Annotated in this window: 21 protein-coding genes; 11 read left to right on the top strand and 10 right to left on the bottom strand. The window is 73.9% G+C overall.

The window, feature by feature from the left end; all coding sequences use genetic code 11:
• Nucleotides 1-37: 37 nt before the first annotated feature.
• Nucleotides 38-880, bottom strand: a complete 843-nt coding sequence (locus ACVMYR_RS19280; RefSeq protein WP_043962847.1) for a helix-turn-helix domain-containing protein — start codon at nt 878-880, stop codon at nt 38-40.
• Between the two features lie 144 nt (nt 881-1,024).
• Between ACVMYR_RS19280 and ACVMYR_RS19285 the strand changes: the two genes are divergently transcribed.
• The 3 genes from ACVMYR_RS19285 to ACVMYR_RS19295 are packed head-to-tail and all read left to right on the top strand — an operon-like array spanning nt 1,025 to nt 3,814.
• Entirely contained in the window at nt 1,025-1,651 is a 627-nt protein-coding gene (locus ACVMYR_RS19285; protein ID WP_077937187.1) for a GOLPH3/VPS74 family protein, read from the top strand.
• A 43-nt stretch (nt 1,652-1,694) separates the two neighbouring features.
• Entirely contained in the window at nt 1,695-3,221 is a 1,527-nt protein-coding gene (locus ACVMYR_RS19290; RefSeq protein WP_077937188.1) for an APC family permease, read from the top strand.
• Entirely contained in the window at nt 3,218-3,814 is a 597-nt protein-coding gene (locus tag ACVMYR_RS19295; protein WP_431896204.1) for a GNAT family N-acetyltransferase, read from the top strand. The genes ACVMYR_RS19290 and ACVMYR_RS19295 overlap by 4 nt, the downstream gene beginning before the upstream one ends.
• Before the next feature lie 69 nt (nt 3,815-3,883).
• Here ACVMYR_RS19295 and ACVMYR_RS19300 read toward each other — a convergent pair whose 3' ends face one another.
• The gene (locus ACVMYR_RS19300) at nt 3,884-4,708 is read right to left on the bottom strand and encodes a SigB/SigF/SigG family RNA polymerase sigma factor (protein ID WP_077937190.1); all 825 of its coding nucleotides are present in this window, start codon (nt 4,706-4,708) and stop codon (nt 3,884-3,886) included.
• Between the two features lie 299 nt (nt 4,709-5,007).
• On the opposite strand from ACVMYR_RS19300, the gene ACVMYR_RS19305 reads away from it, so the two are divergent.
• Nucleotides 5,008-5,718: an acetoacetate decarboxylase family protein gene (locus ACVMYR_RS19305; RefSeq protein WP_077937191.1), complete on the top strand. Its 711-nt coding sequence runs from the start codon at nt 5,008-5,010 to the stop codon at nt 5,716-5,718.
• On the opposite strand, the gene ACVMYR_RS19310 is transcribed toward ACVMYR_RS19305, so the two are convergent.
• Nucleotides 5,667-7,256 carry a phospholipase D family protein gene (locus ACVMYR_RS19310; RefSeq protein WP_431896206.1) on the bottom strand — a complete coding sequence of 530 codons (1,590 nt, stop codon included), beginning with the start codon at nt 7,254-7,256 and terminating at the stop codon, nt 5,667-5,669. The two genes, ACVMYR_RS19305 and ACVMYR_RS19310, sit on opposite strands and share 52 nt — an antisense overlap.
• Nucleotides 7,257-7,401: 145 nt before the next feature.
• Between ACVMYR_RS19310 and ACVMYR_RS19315 the strand changes: the two genes are divergently transcribed.
• On the top strand, nt 7,402-7,530 hold the full coding sequence (locus tag ACVMYR_RS19315) for a hypothetical protein (protein WP_343450397.1): 129 nt from the start codon (nt 7,402-7,404) through the stop codon (nt 7,528-7,530).
• A 73-nt stretch (nt 7,531-7,603) separates the two neighbouring features.
• Here ACVMYR_RS19315 and ACVMYR_RS19320 read toward each other — a convergent pair whose 3' ends face one another.
• Both ACVMYR_RS19320 and ACVMYR_RS19325 read right to left on the bottom strand, forming a co-directional pair.
• Complete coding sequence (locus tag ACVMYR_RS19320; protein ID WP_077937193.1) at nt 7,604-8,590, bottom strand: pirin family protein; 987 nt, start codon at nt 8,588-8,590, stop codon at nt 7,604-7,606.
• 11 nt (nt 8,591-8,601) lie between these two features.
• Nucleotides 8,602-9,081: a MarR family winged helix-turn-helix transcriptional regulator gene (locus ACVMYR_RS19325; RefSeq protein ID WP_431896209.1), complete on the bottom strand. Its 480-nt coding sequence runs from the start codon at nt 9,079-9,081 to the stop codon at nt 8,602-8,604.
• Nucleotides 9,082-9,228: 147 nt separating this feature from the next.
• On the opposite strand from ACVMYR_RS19325, the gene ACVMYR_RS19330 reads away from it, so the two are divergent.
• Nucleotides 9,229-9,756: a GNAT family N-acetyltransferase gene (locus ACVMYR_RS19330; protein ID WP_077937195.1), complete on the top strand. Its 528-nt coding sequence runs from the start codon at nt 9,229-9,231 to the stop codon at nt 9,754-9,756.
• Between the two features lie 143 nt (nt 9,757-9,899).
• On the opposite strand, the gene ACVMYR_RS19335 is transcribed toward ACVMYR_RS19330, so the two are convergent.
• The gene (locus tag ACVMYR_RS19335) at nt 9,900-10,148 is read right to left on the bottom strand and encodes a flavin reductase (protein ID WP_091280047.1); all 249 of its coding nucleotides are present in this window, start codon (nt 10,146-10,148) and stop codon (nt 9,900-9,902) included.
• Nucleotides 10,148-10,612 carry a hypothetical protein gene (locus tag ACVMYR_RS19340; RefSeq protein ID WP_457122359.1) on the bottom strand — a complete coding sequence of 155 codons (465 nt, stop codon included), beginning with the start codon at nt 10,610-10,612 and terminating at the stop codon, nt 10,148-10,150. Before ACVMYR_RS19340 ends, ACVMYR_RS19335 begins: the two co-directional genes overlap by 1 nt.
• Nucleotides 10,613-10,733: 121 nt before the next feature.
• On the opposite strand from ACVMYR_RS19340, the gene ACVMYR_RS19345 reads away from it, so the two are divergent.
• The gene (locus tag ACVMYR_RS19345; RefSeq protein WP_457122360.1) at nt 10,734-11,504 is read left to right on the top strand and encodes a helix-turn-helix domain-containing protein; all 771 of its coding nucleotides are present in this window, start codon (nt 10,734-10,736) and stop codon (nt 11,502-11,504) included.
• Nucleotides 11,495-11,704, top strand: a complete 210-nt coding sequence (locus ACVMYR_RS19350) for a DUF397 domain-containing protein (protein WP_457122361.1) — start codon at nt 11,495-11,497, stop codon at nt 11,702-11,704. Before ACVMYR_RS19345 ends, ACVMYR_RS19350 begins: the two co-directional genes overlap by 10 nt.
• A 265-nt stretch (nt 11,705-11,969) precedes the next feature.
• Here the strand turns inward: ACVMYR_RS19350 and ACVMYR_RS19355 are convergent, their stop codons facing one another.
• A complete protein-coding gene (locus ACVMYR_RS19355; RefSeq protein ID WP_377536554.1) occupies nt 11,970-12,437 on the bottom strand; it encodes a general stress protein in 468 nt (155 codons plus the stop codon).
• A gap of 220 nt (nt 12,438-12,657) precedes the next feature.
• Between ACVMYR_RS19355 and ACVMYR_RS19360 the strand changes: the two genes are divergently transcribed.
• Nucleotides 12,658-14,538, top strand: a complete 1,881-nt coding sequence (locus ACVMYR_RS19360; protein ID WP_457122399.1) for a glycoside hydrolase family 15 protein — start codon at nt 12,658-12,660, stop codon at nt 14,536-14,538.
• Complete coding sequence (locus ACVMYR_RS19365) at nt 14,538-15,317, top strand: SDR family NAD(P)-dependent oxidoreductase (RefSeq protein WP_074475926.1); 780 nt, start codon at nt 14,538-14,540, stop codon at nt 15,315-15,317. The genes ACVMYR_RS19360 and ACVMYR_RS19365 overlap by 1 nt, the downstream gene beginning before the upstream one ends.
• A gap of 131 nt (nt 15,318-15,448) precedes the next feature.
• Here ACVMYR_RS19365 and ACVMYR_RS19370 read toward each other — a convergent pair whose 3' ends face one another.
• A complete protein-coding gene (locus tag ACVMYR_RS19370; RefSeq protein ID WP_228986318.1) occupies nt 15,449-16,834 on the bottom strand; it encodes a glycoside hydrolase family 6 protein in 1,386 nt (461 codons plus the stop codon).
• A 120-nt stretch (nt 16,835-16,954) separates the two neighbouring features.
• Nucleotides 16,955-17,536, bottom strand: a complete 582-nt coding sequence (locus ACVMYR_RS19375; protein ID WP_077937202.1) for a helix-turn-helix domain-containing protein — start codon at nt 17,534-17,536, stop codon at nt 16,955-16,957.
• Nucleotides 17,537-17,586: 50 nt separating this feature from the next.
• On the opposite strand from ACVMYR_RS19375, the gene ACVMYR_RS19380 reads away from it, so the two are divergent.
• The gene (locus ACVMYR_RS19380; protein ID WP_431897361.1) at nt 17,587-18,549 is read left to right on the top strand and encodes an NAD(P)/FAD-dependent oxidoreductase; all 963 of its coding nucleotides are present in this window, start codon (nt 17,587-17,589) and stop codon (nt 18,547-18,549) included.
• Nucleotides 18,550-18,578 lie beyond the last annotated feature (29 nt).

Here is an 18,578-nt window from a genome sequence, read left to right on the forward strand (position 1 = left end):
CCGTTACCTCGTCTTCTGCTGGCGTGCCGCGATGCGGTCACGCAAAGTTACGAGAAGCCTCCTCCAGGCGGGTCAACGAATCCGCCGGACTGAGCGCCATCCGGCACAGCTTCTCGTGCAACAGGCTATACCCGCGCACATGATCGGCTTCCTCCAGAGCCAGTCCCATCGTGAGGTTATCCAGGTAAACCACGGATGCGTCGGCGTCGTCGGAAAAGCCCAGGATGACGTAGGGAGTGGTCATCGCCGGGTGCCCGCCGGCCGCGAACGGAAGTACCTGCACCGTGACGTTCGGTAGTTGTGCGACGTGGTGGATGTGGGCCAGCTGCTCGGCCATCGCCGCCGGTTCGCCGACCGGTCGCAGCAGCACCGCCTCGTTGAGCACCACCGACAACTCGACGGGGTTCTCCCGGTGCAGCACGTCCTGCCGGCGCAGTCGGGCGGCGACCTTGCGCTCGATGCGTTCCTCCCCGGCGGTCAGCCGGTAGATCGCCCGGGCGTACGCCTCGGTCTGGAGCAGGCCGGGCACGGCCTCGGCCTCGTACGTGCGCAGCGACGCCGCCTCGGCCTCCAGCCCGACGTAGAACTCGAACCACTCGGGGAGGACGTCGCTGTAGTTCTGCCACCAGCCGCGCTGCTGCGCGCCCCGGGCGATCTCGATCAGCGCCTCGGCGTCGGCCCCGGTGACCTGGTAGAGGGCGAGGGCGGCCCGGACGTCGCGGGGCTTGATGCCGATCTGGGCGTTCTCTATGCGGGAGAGGTTGCTCTTGGACATGTCGAGCTGGCGGGCGGCGACGTCGAGGGTCATCCCGGAGCGCTCGCGCAGGTGGCGCAGCTCGCGGGCGATACGACGGCGGCGGACGGTCGGGCTGGCGGTCACCCTCCGAGTCTGTCACGCCAAGATCCCCAGGTCGTTCGGACACGGAGTGCAACTGTCGAAAGTGGGAGTTGCGTTGCAACCCGCTGACGTGCATCCTTTCACCCGGCGTCGATCAGTTGTGGACAATCCGTTCGGGAGGCTCGTGTGCTCACCGCCGACGAGTTCTATCTGATCGCCCACAACGACAGCCGGGGCAAGCCCAAGCTGCATCCCAGCGCGGCGGGCATCGGCCTGGCGGCGGCCCTGCTCGGCGAGTTGGTCCTGTTCGGACAGGTCACCGTCGCCGCCGGGAACGTGACCGTCGTCGACCGCCGCCCGCCCGCCGACGCCCTGGCCCACACCGTCCTGGACCAGTTGGTCGGCGAGTCCCAGCACCAGTCGGTGCGCACCTGGTTGAGCTTCCTCGGTCAGAGCGCGGCGACCTCGGTGGCGGAGCGGCTGGCCCGTGCCGGCGTGCTGCGCCGGCAGGAGACCCGCCGCCTGCTGCGCACCAGCGTCAGCTACGTCCCGGTCGACCTCAACGCGGTGGCCTGGCCGGCGACCCGGCTGCGGGCCCTGCTCGACCGGCCGGAGCCCCCGACCGTGCCGGACGCGCTGCTGCTCGGCCTGGTCTCCGCCGCCGGCCTCACCCGCGAGGTGCTGTGGAGTGCCGGCCCCCGCGCCCACCACCGGCTCAGTGTTCTCATCCCGGCGTTGCCCCCGCCCCTGAAGGAGCTCGTCGCGCACACCGAGGCCGCCGTCGGCGCGGCCGTGCTGCGCGGCATGCCCTGACGGCCGCCGGCCCCTCACCCCCCTCCTCGAACCGGAGCAGTCGATGCCCCCCACGACTACATTCGAACGACCGAGCAACGTCTCCGACGCCCTGGCCCGTGGCCGCCTCGGCGTGCCGTCGGTGATCTTCTTCGTGCTGTCGGCGGCCGCGCCGCTGACCGTGGTGGCCGGCGTGGTCACCACCGGCTACGCCGTCACCGGCGTCACCGGGATGCCGCTGGCCTTCCTGGTGGTCGGCGCGGTCCTCGCCCTCTTCTCCGTCGGGTACGTGGCGATGGCCCGCCGGGTGGAGAACGCCGGGGCGTTCTACGCGTACGTCTCGCGGGGGCTGGGCCGCCCGGCCGGTGTCGGCGCGGCGTGGGTCGCCCTGCTGGCGTACAACGCGCTCCAGGTCGGGTTGTACGGCGCGGTCGGCGCGGCGGCGACGCCGGTGCTGGAGCGGCTGTTCGGCGCGTCACCGGCCTGGTGGGTGGTGGCCCTGGTCGCGTGGGCCCTGGTCGCCGTGCTCGGCCTGCTGCGGGTCGACGTCAACGGCATGGTCCTGGCGGTGCTGCTGGTCGCCGAGATCGCGGTGATCCTCGTGTTCGACCTCGGGCAGCTCGGCCACCCGGCCGGCGGCTCGGTGAGCCTCGCCGCGCTGTCCCCGGACAGCCTGCTCGTCCCGGGGGCCGGCGCGCTGCTGGTGCTCGCCATGACCGGCTTCGTCGGCTTCGAGTCCTCCGTGGTGTTCAGCGAGGAGAGCAAGGACCCCCGGCGCACGGTCCCGATGGCCACCTACCTTTCGGTGGCGATCATCGCCGGGCTCTACGCCCTGTCGTCGTGGGCGATGACCGTGGCCGTCGGGCCGGACCGGATCTCGGCGCAGGCCGGCGAGCAGAGCGTCGAGCTGATCTTCAACCTGGCCGGGGCGCACCTCGGCGACACCGCCGTCACCATCGGCCAGGCGCTGTTCATGACCTCCGTGCTGGCCGCGATGATCTCGTTCCACAACACCACCGCCCGGTACGCGTTCGCGCTCGGCCGGGAGCGGGTGCTGCCGGCGGCGTTCGGGCAGACCTCGCCGCGCACCGGCTCGCCCCGGGTGGCCTCGCTCGCGCAGAGCGTGCTGGGCCTGCTGGTGATCGTGCTGTACGCGGTCAACGGCTGGGACCCGGTGCTCCAGCTCTTCTACTACGCCGGCTCCGGCGGCGGGTTCGGCGTGCTGCTGCTGATCGCCACCACGTCGATCGCGGTGATGGCCTACTTCGCCCGCACCCGGGCGCAGGAGAACCTGTGGCGGCGGCTGATCGCCCCGGGGCTGGCCGCCGTGGCGCTGGTCGCCATCATCACGGTGGCGGTGGACAACTTCGCCATTCTGCTCGGCGTCGCCCCCGACTCCGCGCTGCGCTGGGCCGTCCCGGCCGCGTACCCGGTGGCCGCGCTGGTCGGCGTGCTCTGGGCACTGGTGCTGCGCAACAGCCGGCCCGACGTCTACGCCCGGATCGGGCTGGGCGCGGAGAGCGCCACGCTGCTGGCCGCCCAGGGCTTCGACGGCGAGCCGGCCCGCGTGGGCGCGGGGGCGCACAGGTGAGCGACGTACGCATCGAGCGGCTCGGCCCGGCGGAGACCCGGCTGGTGGCCGAGCGGATCGCCGAGGCGTTCCTGGTGCTGCCGGCGACCCACTGGCTCGTGCCGGACGCCACGCGCCGCCGGGCCGTGCTGGCCGACAACTTCGAGATCCTGGTGGGCCACGCCATGGCGCACGGCCAGGTGCACGCCACGGCCGACCGGTCGGGGGTCGCGGTGTGGTTCCCGCAGACCGGCGACGACGTCCCACCACCGGCGGACTACGACGCCCGGCTGGCCGCCGCGTGCGGCGCGTGGGTCGACCGGTTCCGCCACCTCGACGACCTGTTCGCCGCCAGCCACCCGCACGACGGGCACCACCACCTGGCGTTCCTCGCGGTCACGCCCGACCGGCAGGGGCGGGGGATCGGCTCGGCGCTGCTGCGCCACCACCACGCCTGGCTGGACGCCAACGGCGTGCCCGGCTATCTGGAGGCGAGCAGCGAGATCGGCCGGGACCTGTACGCCCGGCACGGCTACCGGCCCCGGGAGGTCTTCCGGCTGCCGGACGGCACCCCGTTCTTCCCGATGTGGCGGGAGCCGGCGACGACCGGCTGAGGGAACCGACACGCGAGGGGGCCCGGCGCACGCGCGCGCCGGGCCCCCTCGTCCTTCGTGCGGGCGGGCCTAGTAGGTGCCGTCGAGCTGGCCCCGCAGCTTGGTCAGCGCCCGGGCGAGCAGCCGGGACACGTGCATCTGCGAGACGCCGATCTGCTCGGCGATCTGCGACTGGGTGAGGTTGCCGTAGAAGCGCAGCGTGAGGATCTTCTGCTCGCGCTCGTCGAGCGTGGCGAGCGCCGGGCCGAGGGCGACCCGCAGCTCGGCCAGCTCGAACTCGTTGTCCTCGCCGCCGAGCATGTCGCCCAGCTCGGTGGCCCGGTCGCCGTCGCCGGTCGGGGTGGACAGCGACACCGCATTGTAGGCGCGGGCGCCCTCCAGGCCCTCCAGGACCTCTTCCTCGGTGAGCTTGAGGTGGGCGGCGATGTCGGCGACCGTGGGGGAGCGGCCCAGCGTCTGGAGCAGGGAGCTGTTGGCGTCGGAGATCGCCAGGCGCAGCTCCTGGAGGCGGCGCGGGACGCGGATGTCCCAGGTGCGGTCGCGGAAGTGCCGCTTGAGCTCGCCGATGATGGTCGGGATGGCGTAGCCGGCGAAGTCGACGCCGCGCGACGGGTCGAACTTGTCGATGGCCTTGATCAGGCCGACGGCGGCGGTCTGCGCGAGGTCGTCGGTCGGCTCGCCCCGCCCGCTGTAGCGGTGGGCGAGGTGGTTGGCCAGGGGCAGCCAGGCCTCGATCGCCCGGTCCCGCATCGCGGCGCGCGACGGGTGGTTGGCGGGCAGTGCCGCCATCGCGTTGAGCAGATCGGCGGCGCTGTCGGTGAGCGCACGCGGGTCGAGCTTGGCCGTGGTCTCCGGCGCTGTGGTCGTCTGCTCGCTGGTCGTTGGCGCGGTCATGGGTGGTCCTCCCTGCACCTCGTCCGCGGATAAAAGACGTGACGCTTTGGTTTAGCTTCAGATGGGCCGTTCGGGACTCACCTTAGCCTGATCGGCTCCCTGAAATCTAGCCGAAAGTACGATGTACTTAAGGTGTGTTCGATGACGAAACCCCCAAAAGGGGCAGCGACGTACGAATCTGTGATCGTGATTACCGGTTCCCGGTCGGTTATGGGTCCGAACTGTCGGCTTTCCGTCGTTGTCCCGCGCGCGGGACGGCCCGTAGCGTCGCGGGGAACCTTCCCCCGCCCGGAGGCGCCGTGCTCGACCCCGCCGACCCGCACCTCGTCGTGCACAGCCGCATGGTCTACCTCTGCTGGCTGCCGGCGGCCCCGGACGCGGTCGTCGCCCTACTGCCGGCCGGCCTGCGCGCCGGGGCGGACCCCCACGTCTTCATGAACCAGTACGTGGTCGACGACGAGACCCAGACCTCCGGCCTCGGCGCGTACTCGCTGACCTACCTCGGCATCTGCGTCGCCGGCCTGGGCGCCCCGGGCGGCTGGTGGACGCACTACCTCTGCTCCAGCCCCCGGATGCGCGGCTACGCCGCCGCGCGCGGCGCACCCGTCGGGGCCGGGCACACCTGGCTGGAGCGGCGCGGCGACACGCTGGTGGCGCAGACCGAGGTCGACGGCGTCCCGCTGATCCGCACCCGCGTCCACGTCGGCCACACCGGTCACCTCATCCGCAGCGGCCACCACCGCTACGTGACCGCCCGTGACGGCGAGCTGACCGGCGGCGTCCACCCGTACGTGGCCGAACCGGTGACGCCGTTCGAGGTGGAGTCCGTCGACTTCCTCGACCCCGACCACCCCGTCCATGCGCTGCGCCCGGCGAACCCGCTGACCATCACGGAGGGCTTCTACTCGCCGCGCGCCTCCTTCGCGTACCCGGGCGGGACGGGCGGGTACGCGCCCGCTCACCAGGTGCCGGAGCGGCGCGCCCGCAGCGGCCTGCCGTCCGGGTCGTAGACCAGCCGGTACGCCGGCAGCGCCCAGGCCCGCGTGTACCACGGCAGCCGCTCGGGGCGGTGCGGGCGCAGCCGGCCCGGCGGGCGCGGGCCCACCCGCCCCGAGTCGTGCCAGCGCTGCAGCGCGTCGGCCGCCGAGGTGATCGCCCGCACCGCCGAGGCCGGGTCGAGCAGGTCGGCGTCCTCGCCGCCGTCCGGGTCCCGGTCCAGGTGCTCGCGCCACAGCCGCAGCCGCAGGTCCCGGGCGAAGCGGCGGGCCCCGTCGCCCAGCCCGGCCGGGTCCAGCGGGGCGCGGTCGTCCCGGGTCTCGTCGAGCACCGCGCAGGACAGCTCGCTGTCGTGGGTCCAGGAGCGGCGGTTGAAGTTGTCGCTGCCGACGCTGGCCCACACGTCGTCGACCACGCACACCTTGGCGTGCACGTAGACCGGGTCGCCCGCATGGTTCTCCACGTCGAAGACGTGCACCCGGTCGGGCGCGGCCTTCCCGCACAACGCCAGCGCCTGCTCCCGCCCCACCAGGTTCGGCGGCAGCGCGAACCGGCCGTCGACGTCGGGGTGCCGGGGGACCACGGCCACCAGGTGCAGCTCCGGGTTGTCCCGCAGCGCCCGGGCGAACAGGTCGGCCACCTCGGTCGACCAGAGGTACTGGTCCTCCAGGTAGATCAGCCGGCGGGCCCGGCGTACCGCCTTGGTGTAGCCGCGCGCCACCGTCCGCTCGCCGTCGGGGGCGAAGGAGTAGCGCGGGCGCACCGCCGGATAGGTGCGCAGCACCTGGATCCGGTGCGGCCCGCACGGCGGCGGGTCGGCCGGCTGGTCGGGCAGCGGGTCCGGGCGCAGGTCCGACCCGCGCAGCCGGTCCCGCAGGTAGGCCAGGGGGTTCTCCGAGTCCAGCGGCATCGGGTCGGTCCACCGCTCGCGGAACGTGGTGTCCAGCGCGCCGACCACCGGCCCGCGCAGCGCGAGCTGCACGTCGTGCCAGGGCGGGTGGTCGCCGTACCGGGGCGACATGAGCACGGCCTGCCGGTCGCCGCGGTGCTCGGCGTCGTCGCGGCGGCTGTGGCACAGGTCGATCCCACCGGCGAAGGCGACGTCGCGTTCCGGGTCCCCGGGATGGCGCAGCACGACGAGCTTCTGGTGGTGCGAGCCGCCCCGGCGGACCCGCTGGTCGAGCAGCACCTCGCCGCCGGCCGCGCAGATCGTCTCGCTGAGGCTGCGGTTCTCCGCCTCGCTGAACGACAGGGCGTCGAGGTGCGAGCGCCACAGCAGGCCCTTGACCACCACCCCGCGCTGGGCGGCCCGGCTGAACAACTGGGCGACGGTCGGGCCGTCCGGGCGCATCAGCTCGTCGGGGTCGCCGCGCCAGTCGGTGAAGAACAGATGGTCGCCGGCCCGCAGCGCCTCCACCTCGCTGACCAGCCGGTCAAAGTAGGCCGAGCCGTGAATCAGCGGCTCGGCGAGGTTTCCGGTCGTCCAGACGGGTATCCGTGAGACCGGGTTGGCGCGTTCGGCCGCGGTGAGGAACCAGTCCCGCATCGGCACGCTCCAGCTCCCGAGGTCGACAACGTCCTCACCGTAGGACCCCCGCGCCGGGTCCGCACGCCGACCGGCACCCCCGGTGACCTGGCCGACGATCCGCGCGGAGCCACATCCGAGAAAGCGAAGCGCACACCGAGGAGGCCGCACGATGCCCGCCGAGCCGACCGATGTCATGACCGAGCAGCACGAACAGCCGGTGGAGGGCGAGCGGGGGGCGCTCGTCGCCGTGTTGGTGATGGTGCTGCTGGGGGTGGCGGGGATCTTCGCGGTCTCCTGACCGGCAGCCATTTTCGGGTACGCCGAAGGGCGTCACCGGGGACGAACCCCGGTGACGCCCGGCACGGCCCGCGTCAGGGGCGCTCGCCCTGCCCGCCGGTGTGCGGCAGCCGCTCGGCCGGGACCACCCCGAGCCGCCCGGCCTGGAAGTCCTCGAACGCCTGGATCAGCTCGTCCCGGGTGTTCATCACGAACGGCCCGTAATGGGCCACGGGCTCCCGGATGGGCTGCCCGCCCATGATGTAGAGCTCCAGGGCGGGAGCGTTCGAGTCCTGCGTCGCGTCGGCGGTCACCCGCAGCGCGTCGCCCGGACCGTGGACGGCGAGCTGCCCGGTGTGGAACGGCCGGCGCTCGGTGCCGACCGTGCCGCGCCCGGCGAGCACGTAGACCAGGGCGTTGAAGTCGGCCCGCCAGGGCAGGCTCAGCTCGGCCCCGGGCTGCACCGTCACATGGGCGATGGTGATCGGGGTGTGCGTCGAGCCCGGCCCCTGGTGCCCGGCGACCTCACCGGCGATGACCCGGATCAGCGCCCCGCCGTCCGGCGTGGTGAGCAGCGCCGACTCCTTGCCGCGGATGTCCTGGTAGCGCGGCGGCTTCATCTTCGCCACCCTCGGCAGGTTGACCCAGAGCTGGAGGCCGTGGAACAGGCCGCCGCTGACCACCAGGTGCTCCGGCGGGGCCTCGATGTGCAGCAGGCCGCTGCCGGCCGTCATCCACTGGGTGTCGCCGTCGGTGATCGTGCCGCCGCCGCCGAGCGTGTCCTGGTGGTCCATGATCCCGTCGATCATGTAGGTCACCGTCTCGAAGCCCCGGTGCGGGTGCCACGGGGTGCCCTTCGGCTCGCCCGGGGCATAGTCGACCTCGCCCATCTGGTCGAGGTGGATGAACGGGTCCAGCTCGTGCATCGGCACCCCGGCGAAGGCCCGGCGGACGGGGAAGCCCTCGCCCTCGTAGCCGCTGGGGGCGGTGGTCAGCTTGCGGACCGGGCGGTAGCGGGTGGACTCGTCGAGCCGGGGCAGGCGGGGCAGGACAAGAACGTCGTCGACCGTGATGGCGGGCATCTCGAACTCCTTTACTCGCTGGGGGTGGACGAGGCGTCGCGGTCGGCGCGCAGCCGCCGGCCGAGGCGTTCGAAGACCCGGGTCAGGCAGGCGACCTCGGCGTCGTCGAGGTCGTCCATCAGGTGGGCGCGCACGGAGCGCAGGTGGTGCGGCGCGGCCTCGCGCAGCGCCAGCAGCCCGGCGGCGGTGAGCACCGCCTCGCTGCCGCGCCCGTCCTCGGCGCACGACTGCCGGGCCACCAGGCCGCGCTTCTGCATGGTGGTGATCTGGTACGTCAGCCGGCTGGGCGAGAAGACCAGTCGACCGGCCAGCTCGCCCATGCGCAGCCGCTGCCCCGGCGCCTCGGAGAGCAGCACCAGCACGTGGTAGTCGGCGAAGCTCAGCTCGCTGTCGGCCCGCAGGTCGTCCTCGATCTGGGTGAACAGCCGCTGGCTCGACTCGATGTAGGCCCGCCAGCAGGCCATCCGCTCGCTGTCCAGGCTCTCCGTCATGCCGCAACAGTAGCACTCTTTCAAATTTTGACAAGTGCTCGGAGGCGGGGGTGAGCTGCGCTACTTTCCGTGCCTGTAGGACCTCGATTCGGATTTGAAGGAGAAACGTCCGGCGGCCCCGGGCGGGGGCTGACAGACTGCTGGACCATGGACGACGTACGCCTGGCCGCCCCCGGGGTGCTGCTGCGCCCCTGGCGCGCGGCCGACGCCCCCGCGGTGCTGGCCGCCCTGCGCGACCCGGCCGTGACGACCTGGAACCCGCAGGGCGACATGGACGAGGCGCGGGCGCGCGAGTGGGTGCGCCGCCGGGCCGACTGGTCCGCCGGGGACCACGCCTCCCTCGCCGTCGCCGACCCCGGCGACACCGCGCTGCTCGGCTCGGTGTCGCTGAGCGGCATCGGCGGCGGCCACGCCAACATCGGCTACTGGACCGCCCCCGCCGCCCGGGGGCGGGGCGTGGCCACCGCCGCCGTCCGGCGGCTCACCGGCTGGGGCTTCGCCATGCTCGGCCTGCACCGCGTCGAGCTGTTCCACGCGGTGGCCAACCCCGCCTCCTGCCGGGTCGCCGAACGGGCGGGCTATCCCCTCGAAGGCACCCTGCGCGAGTCGCACCGCTACGGCGACGGCCGCCGCCACGACGAGCACCTGCACGCCCGCCTGGCCACCGACCCCTGACCGACCCACCCGGGGGCCGCCCCGCCGGGGGTGAGCTGGGCGGGTGGCCGGCTCATGTCGGGCAGGTGGGGGTGTCCCGGGGGGCTGGATGCCCCCATGTCGCCGACATGGAGTCGATCATCGCCGGGGCGGGCCAGGATCGGTCAGGGGCGGGCGCGGGCCCAGGTGAGGAAGCGGTCGGTCAGGTCGCCGGGCGGGGTGGCCGGGTGCAGGGCGGTCAGGTGCTCCCTCGCCTCCTCCCGCAGCACCGCGAGGTAGACCAGCAGCGAGGTGCGGTCGCCCCGGTATTCGGACAGCAGCGACAGTCGGGCCGCGCCGCAGGGCCACGGGGCGCCGCAGCGCCCGCACAGCCACACGGGGCGTACCGGCAGGTGGGGGCGCGGGCGCGGCATCAGCGGTACCGCAGCGCGACGGCGCGCGCCTCCTCGTCGGTGACCGGCAGGAACCACAGGAAGCGTCGGACGATCTCCGGCGGGGTCGGCCCGTCGGGGTGCCCCCGCAGGTCGCGGATCGCCGGGCGGAGGAACAGGGTGAACGCCGCCAGCAGGACGGCGCGCAGGTTGTCGTCCAGGGGCAGGGCCCGCCAGGTCGGGCAGGGGAACGGCTCGCCATCGTGCACGCACCGCCAGGCGGGCCGCCCCGCGCAGTGCAGCTCCAGGTCGACCGGCACGTCAGTGGGGCGCACCGCAGACGCCGCCTTCTCCGCGTCGAGCCGTTCTGGCTTCTCCGCGTCGAGCCGCACCGCCTCCCCCGAGTCGAGCCGCACCGCCTTCTCCGCGTCGAGCCGCTCTGGCTTTCCCGCGTCGAGCCGTTCTGGCGCGACCGACCCCGGCTCGCGTCCTGTGTGGTGTGTCATGGCGTCTCCCGGTCCCGTCGATCCGCGCCCTTCGACACCCCAACTTGCCGTGTGTAAGCGGACAGGAACAGCCCGTGCTGGCTATGGTGCCCAGACATCCCACACGACCACGGGGGAGACCATGAACGATGCGTTGCGCCTCGCTCTGCGTGACAGCGGGCACTCGATCGAGTCGCTCGCCGCCCGGCTGGGCGTCGACCGCAAGACCGTCGCCCGGTGGCTGAACGAGGACCGCATACCCCACGCCCGGCACCGGCTGGCGGCGGCCGAGGCGCTCGGCCAGCCCATTCGGGACATCTGGCCGGACACGTCGAGACGTCGTTACCCCATGGCGTGGTTCCGGCCGTGGCAGGAGTTGGAGCGGGAGGCGGTGTCGCTGCGGTCGTACCAGTCGATGGTGGTGCCGGGCCTGCTCCAGACGGAGGCCTACGCCCGCGCGGTGCTCGGCGGCACGGGCCTGATCGCCCCGGGCGACGTCGAGCAGCACCTCGCCAACCGGCTGGCCCGCCAGGAGATCCTGCGCCGCGACGACCCGCCCCGCCTCACGGCGGTCATCGACGAGGGGGCGCTGCGCCGCCCGGTCGGCGGCCCGGAGACGATGCGCGGGCAGCTGGAGGCCCTGGTGGCGGCCTGCGCGGCCCCGCACGTCCGCGTGCACGTCGTGCCGGCGACGGTCGGCGCGTACGCTGGGCTCAACGGTCCGTTCGTGCTCGCGGTGGGGCCGGAGCTGCGGACGGCGGGCTATGTGGACACCCAGCTCGACGGGCAGCTCGTCACCGACCCGGAGGACATCGCGGCCCTGCTGACCGTCTGGGAGAACGTGCGCGGCGAGGCGCTCTCCCACTGGCAATCGGCCGACCTACTCGGGGAGATGGCGAAAGCATGGACCTGACTGGCGCGCGGTGGCGCACGAGCACCCGCAGCAGCGGCAACGGCGGCGACTGCGTCGAGGTCGCCGACAACCTGCCCGGCGTGGTGCTGGTGCGGGACAGCAAGGACCGGGCCGGCGCGACGCTCACCTTCGCGCCCGCCGCGTGGCGCGGCTTCGTCGCGCGGGCGGGTTCGGTCGCGCGGGCGGGGTGCGCCGGCTGACCCGGCCTGCCCCGCTCCACCCGGCCTCGGCCTCGGCCTGCCCCGGGCCGGCGCGTCATGTCGGCGACATGGAGTCGATCATGGGCGGGGCGGCCTGCCAGCCGCTGGCCCCGCCCCGGACGCCGGCCCGCCGGACGCCGGCCCGCCGGACGCCGGCCCGCCGGACGCCGGCCCGCCGGACGCCGGCCCGCCCCCGGACGCCGGGCGGCCCCGGGGACTCCCCGGGGCCGCCGGTGGGCGGTCAGGTCACCGCTCAGGTCACCGCTCAGCGGGCGGTCGCGCCCGTCGGCGTCATGTGCATCCGGCCCAGCAGCTGCCGGGCCTGGTCGGCCACGCCGGCGTCGACGGTGACCGCGTACTGGGCGGCGCGCAGCGAACTCGCCGAGGTGAAGTCGCGTTGGCCGCCGCTCATCGCGTGCGCCACCGCGCCGAACACGGCGCCCCAGATCGCGCCGATCACCAGCCCGACCAGGATCACCGCGATCCAGCTGCCGGCGGTGAAGATGCCGAACAGCAGGCCGATGAACAGGCCGAACCAGGCGCCCGTGCCCGCGCCGATCAGGGCCGCGCGGCCCGTGGTCAGCCGGCCGAGCACCGTCTCGACGAGGGTCAGGTTCGTCCCCACGATGGCGGTGTGCTCCACCGGGAACCGGTTGTCGGCCAGATAGTCCACCACCCGCTGGGCGGACGGATAGTCCGGGTACGTGCCGATCGTCACCGTCGGCGGGCCCATCTGCGGGCCGTGGCCGTCGCCACCGGGCGCGGCGGGTCGGCCCGCCGGGCCGTACGGGAGGTTGTTCGCGCCCGGCATTCCGGGTTGCCAGGCCGCAGTCGAAGTCGTGGGTCTGGTCATCGTGTCCTCCTTCGTCGACCACCCGCCTTCCCCCGGCCGGCGAGCGGTAACGTCGCCGCCGGTGGCGAATGCTGCTCGGCCCGGCCGGGTAGGCACCGGCGTGGACAGCGGACGGATCAGCGAACACGGCTTCCTGGCCGACGGCCGCAGCGCGGCCCTGGTCGACCGGGCCGGCTCGGTCAACTGGTGGTGCCCGGCGCGCTTCGACGCCCCGTCGGTCTTCGGCCGGCTGCTCGACGACGACGCGGGGCACTGGTCGATCCGCCCCGAGGGCGGCTTCACCAGCGAACGCTCCTACCTGGACGGCACGCTGGTGCTGCGTACCGTCTTCACCACCGACGGCGGGTCGGTCGCGGTGACCGACGCGCTCGCGCTGGAGCCCGGCGCGCGCGGCCACGACATCGGCCGGCGCTCGCCGCGTGTCCTCGCCCGGCTGGTGGAGGGTGTCTCCGGCGCGGTGCCGGTGCGGCTGACCTACCGGCCCCGCTTCGAGTACGGCCGGGTCGCCGCGTACCTGGTCGCGCACCCCGGGGGGCTCGACGCCACCGCCGGGGCGGCGAAGCTGCGGCTGCGCGGCGACGTGCCGCTGACCTGCGGCGAGAGCGAGGCCACCGCCACGTTCACCGTCCGGGCCGGCGAGTCCTACGGCTTCACCCTGGGGTACGCCCCGACGTACGACGGCGGGGACCCGGTGACGCCGGACGCGGCGGCGACGGTGGCCGAGGCGGCGGCCGGCTGGCGCTCCTGGGCGGGGCTGCACCCGTACCAGGGCCGCTATCCGGAGCCGGTGCGGCGCAGCGCGCTGGTCGTGCAGGGCATGACGTACCAGACCAGCGGCGCGATCGTCGCGGCGGCGACCACCTCGCTGCCGGAGGAGCTGGGCGGCGACCGCAACTACGACTACCGCTTCGTCTGGGTGCGGGACTTCAGCCTGACCCTGCGGGCGCTGTGGCGGGCGGCCTGCCCCGACGAGGCGAACCGGCAGTTCGCCTGGGTGGCGCGGGCGATGGGCCGCATCGGCAACCAGCCGGTGCCCATCATGTACGGCGTCGAGGGGGAGCGGGACCTCACCGAGCATCGGCTCGACCACCTCGCCGGGTACGCCGACAGCCGGCCCGTCTTCGTCGGCAACGACGCGTGGCGGCAGCGGCAGACCGACGTGCTCGGGGAGGTCCTCGACGCGGCGTGGCTGATGCGCCACTATCTCGACCCGATGGACCCGGAGGTGCACCAGCTCCTGCGCGCCCTGGCGGATCAGGCGGTCGCCGACTGGCACCTCCCCGACGCCGGGATGTGGGAGGCCCGCGACGCCGAGCGGCACTACGTGTCGTCGAAGGTGCAGTGCTGGACCGCCCTGGACCGGGCGGTGCGTTTCGGGCCCCGCCTCGGCGACGACGCCGACGTGGCCCGCTGGGCGGACGCCCGCGACGCCGTCCGCGCGGCGGTGCTGCGGCGGGGCTGGAACGCGCGCGTCGGCGCGTACACCGGGGCTTTCGACTCCCCCGACCTGGACGCCTCGGTGCTCCTCATGCCGCTGGTGGGTTTCCTGCCCGCCGACGACCCCCGGATGCGCGCCACCATCGACGTCGTCGAGGCGCGGCTGTCCCACGACGGCCTGCTGCGGCGGTGGGACGGCGACCCGGCGGGCTTCGTCATCTGCTCGTTCTGGCTGGTCGGCTGCCTGGCCCTGGCCGGCGAGGTGGACCGGGCCGAGCGGCTGTTCGAGTCCCTCGCCGGGCGGGTCAACGACCTGGGCCTGTTCGCCGAGCAGATCGACCAGACCACCGGGGAGCAGCTCGGCAACTTCCCGCAGGCGTTCTCGCACATCGGGCTGATCAACGCCGCCGGGCACCTGACGGAGGCGACGGCCGCCCGGAGACAAGCCGACGCCGACGCCGACGAGCGGCGACGTGCAACGGGTGCGGACCGCCCGCGCCAGACCGTGCCGACGGGCACGGCACGACCGGAGGGAGCACGCTGATGACCGGACGGCTCGACGGGAGGACGGCCCTGATCACCGGCTCGGACTCGGGGATCGGGCAGGCCAGTGCCATCGAGTTCGCCCGCGAGGGCGCCGACGTGGTGGTGCACTACCTGCACGACCGGCAGGGGGCCGAGCACACCCGGGACCGGGTGGAGCGGGCCGGCCGGCGGGCGGTGGTGATGCGCTGCGACATCACCGACGAGCAGGACGTCGAGGCGATGTTCGACGCGGCCATCGCCGAGTTCGGCAGTCTCGACGTGCTGATCAACGACGCCGGGGTCGACGCCTCCGGCATCCCCGTGGCGGACCTGGACACCGAGACGTGGGACCGGGCGATCCGGACCAACGTGTACGGGGCTTTCTTCTGCTCCCGGAGGTTCGTCCAGCACCGCCGCGACCAGGGCGGACACGGGAAGATCATCAACATCACGTCGATCCACCAGGAGGTGGCCCGCGCCGGCGGCTCGGACTACGACACCAGCAAGGGGGCGCTGCTGGAGTTCGCCAAGAGCCTCGCGCTGGAGGTCGCCCCGATGCACCTCAACGTCAACAACATCGGGCCCGGGATGGTGCTCACCCCGTTCAACCAGAAGGCCATCGACGACCCGGCCTACCTGGAGGAGCAGGTGCAGTCAATCCCGTGGAAGCGGGCCGCCGAGCCCGAGGAGATCGGCCGGCTGGCCGTCTTCCTGGCCAGCGACGACGCCGACTACGTGACCGGGTCGACGTACTTCATGGACGGCGGGCTCATGCAGAACCAGGGCCAGGGCGCCTGAGTGGCGTGGCCCCCGCCCGACGGGTCCGGGCCCCGGCCCCCGCGCTTCTCGCGCGGCGGCCGGGGCCCGGTGGTGGTGAGAAGGGGACCCCGCTATACCGGAGGCGTTAACAGGGGGCCCTTCCTTGTTGCTCAGTTGCAGCGGGAGCCGTTGAGGGTGAAGCCGCTGGGGGCGGGCAGCGAGGACCCGGAGAAGGTGCCCTGGAACCCGACGCTCACCGTGCCGTTGGCCGGCAGGTTGCCGTTCCAGGCCACGTTGCGGACGAGGAGCGTGTCGCCGCTCTGGCTCCACTCGCCGTTCCAGCCGCTGGACAGCCGCACCCCGGCGCTTGCCGGGAAGCCGAAGCTGAGCGACCAGGCGTTGAGCGCGCCTCCGCCGTTGGTGATCCGCAGCTCGGCGGTGAACCCGCCGGTCCACGCGTTCGGGGTGAAGGTGACCGTGCACCCGCCGGCCGGGGGGTTCGTCGTCGGCGGAGCGGTGGTCGGGGGCGCGGTGGTCGGCGGGGCGGTCGTGGGCGGGGCGGTGGTCGGCGGGGCGGTCGTCGGGAGCGGGCCGGCGGCGATCGCCAGGTCGTAGGCCCGCTGCGGGACGAACTGGCCGGCGGCGGCGATGCAGCCGTCCGCCTCGCCGGGCAGCTTCACCCACAGGAACGCGTCGATCGACGAGTCGCCGGTGGCGGTGGTGCTCGGCGTGCCGATCGCCCGCCCCGGCGGGTCGCACCACTCGGAGCCGAGCGGGCCGTTGCCGTTGCGGCTGGTGTCGATCACGGCCTTCAGCCGGGACACGCCGGTGGCGGCGATGACCTGCTTGGCGTACGACACGGACTCGGCCGTGGTGCGGTAGTTCGACACGTTCAGCGAGATGCCGTCGGCGCTGTTGGCGATGTCGGCCCCGTTGAGGCGGGACGCGATCTCGGCGGGGGCGAGCCACGCCGAGTTGCCCGCGTCGAAGTAGACCTTCGCCTGGGACGAGCCCGACTTGAGCTTCTTGCCGGCGTACGCCATCGACGCCCGCGTCTCGGCCTGCTGGCTGGAGTTCTGGCAGTTCGTCATGATCGGCAGGACGTCCGGCTCCAGCACGATCGTGGCGGGCCGCCCGGCCAGGCCGGCGGCGACCTGGTCCACCCACTGCCGGTAGGCGGAGTGGCTGGGCGCGCCGCCGGTGCTGGCCCCGCTGCAGTCGCGGTTGGGGATGTTGTAGACCACCATGATCGGGATCTTCCCGGCTGCGGCGGCGGCACCGACGTACTGGTCCACCTCGGAGCGTACGGTCGAGGTGTTGGTGGTGGTGAACCAGCGGCCCTGCGGCACGCTCGCGATCCGGTCCCGGATCACCGCGGCCCGGGAGTCGCCGGGGTTGGCGGCGACCCAGCGGGCGGCGCTGGCCTGCGGGTCGACGTAGAACGCGGAGTCGGCGGCGGCGGCGGGGGTGGCCCCGAGCAGGCCGACCGCGACGGTGGCGGCGGTGAGTGCGGTCGCGCTGGCGGCCACGGCCGCGAGCGCCGGTCTGCTTCGCATGGGCGTCGTCCTCCACGGATCGATGTTTATGCGTGGAAGCGCTCCCACGCTTTCTCGACAAGGTACGCGTCCATTGCCAGCATGTGAAGACCCTGTGACGTTGTTCGATCGGTTTCCGGGTCAGGCCTTCGGGCGGGCGCGCAGGTGGGCCCGCTCGCCCTGGCTGCCGAACAGGCTGAGGAACTCCACCGGCCCGGCGTCGGCGGCCCCGAACCAGTGCGGGACGCGGGTGTCGAACTCGGCCGCCTCACCGGGGGAGAGGACCAGGTCCCGCTCGCCCAGCACCATCCGCAGCCGGCCGTTGAGCACGTACAGCCACTCGTAGCCCTCGTGGGTCTGCGGATCCGGCTCCCGGCGCCCGCCGCCCGCCGGGATCACCAGCTTGTACGCCTGGATGCCGCCCGCCCGGCGGGTCAGCGGCAACATGATCATGCCGTGCCGGGTGACGGGGCGCAGGTGGATGCGCGGGTCTCCGGTCGGCGGGGCCCCCACCAGGTCGTCGAGCGTCACGCCGTGCGCCCGCGCCAGAGGAAGCAACTGCTCCAGGGTCGGCCGGCGGGCACCGGACTCCAGCCGGGACAGGGTGCTCACCGAGATGCCGGTCGCCGCCGACAGCTCGGCCAGCGTCGTCTCGCGCTGCCGGCGCAGCGCCCGCAGCCGGGGCCCGACCCCGGCGAGCGCCCGATCCAGGTCATCGGTCACCCCACGAGCTTGCCAGACCGTCGAGCCGCCCCACCCCCTACGATCAACGGATGGGAGTGGACCGGGCGCGCGTCGTGGTGGTCGGGGCGGGCATCGCCGGGGTGGCCTGCGCCGCCGAGCTGCACCGGGCGGGGATCCCCGTCCAGGTCCGCGAGCGCGGCCGGGTGCCGGGCGGCCGGATGGCCAGCAAGCGGTTCGACGGGCGGCCGGCGGACCTCGGCGCGGCGTACTTCACCGTGAGCGATCCCGGCTTCGCCGAGGTGGTCCGCGGCTGGGCGGCCGCCGGGCTGGCCCGGGAATGGACCGACACCTTCGTCGCTTACTCCGCCGCCGGCCGGCGGGAGGTCCCCGGGCCGATGCGCTGGGCCGCCCCGCGCGGGCTGCGTTCCCTGGTCGAGCACCTGGCCGCCGACCTGCCCGTCGTCGTCGACCGGCTGGTGCTCGGCGTCGAGCCGGGGCCGACCGTCGACGGGGAGCCCTGCGCCGCCGTGGCGCTGGCCCTGCCCGGCCCTCAGGCGGCCCTGCTGCTCGACCCGGCGCTGGAGGCGGCCACCGCCGCCGTGCAGGCGCAGCGGTGGTCGCCGACGCTCAGTGGGGTGCTGCGCTTCCCGGCCCGGTCCTGGCCCGACTTCCGGGGCGCGTTCGTCAACGACCACCCGCTGCTCAACCTCGTCTGCGACGACGGCGACCGGCGCGGCGACCGCGCCCCGGTGCTGGTCGCGCACACCACGCCCGAGTTCGCCACCGGGCACCTCGCCCAGCCCACCGGGGCCGCACGGGCCATCGAGGAGGCCGTCCGCGACCTGCTCGGCCTGCCCGACCGCGCCGAGCACGTGCACGTGCACCGCTGGACGTACGCGAAGCCCGTCGACCGGGCCGGCGACGGCACGTACCACCTCGACGCCGACGGCATCGGCCTGGCCGGGGACGCCTTCGGTGAGCCCCGTATCCAGAGCGCCTGGCGCTCCGGCCACGACCTCGGCCGAGCCCTGACCGCCCGCCTGACCCCCTGACCCTGCCCCCGGACCCCCGGACCCCCCGG

This window comes from Micromonospora sp. PTRAS2, assembly GCF_054052245.1.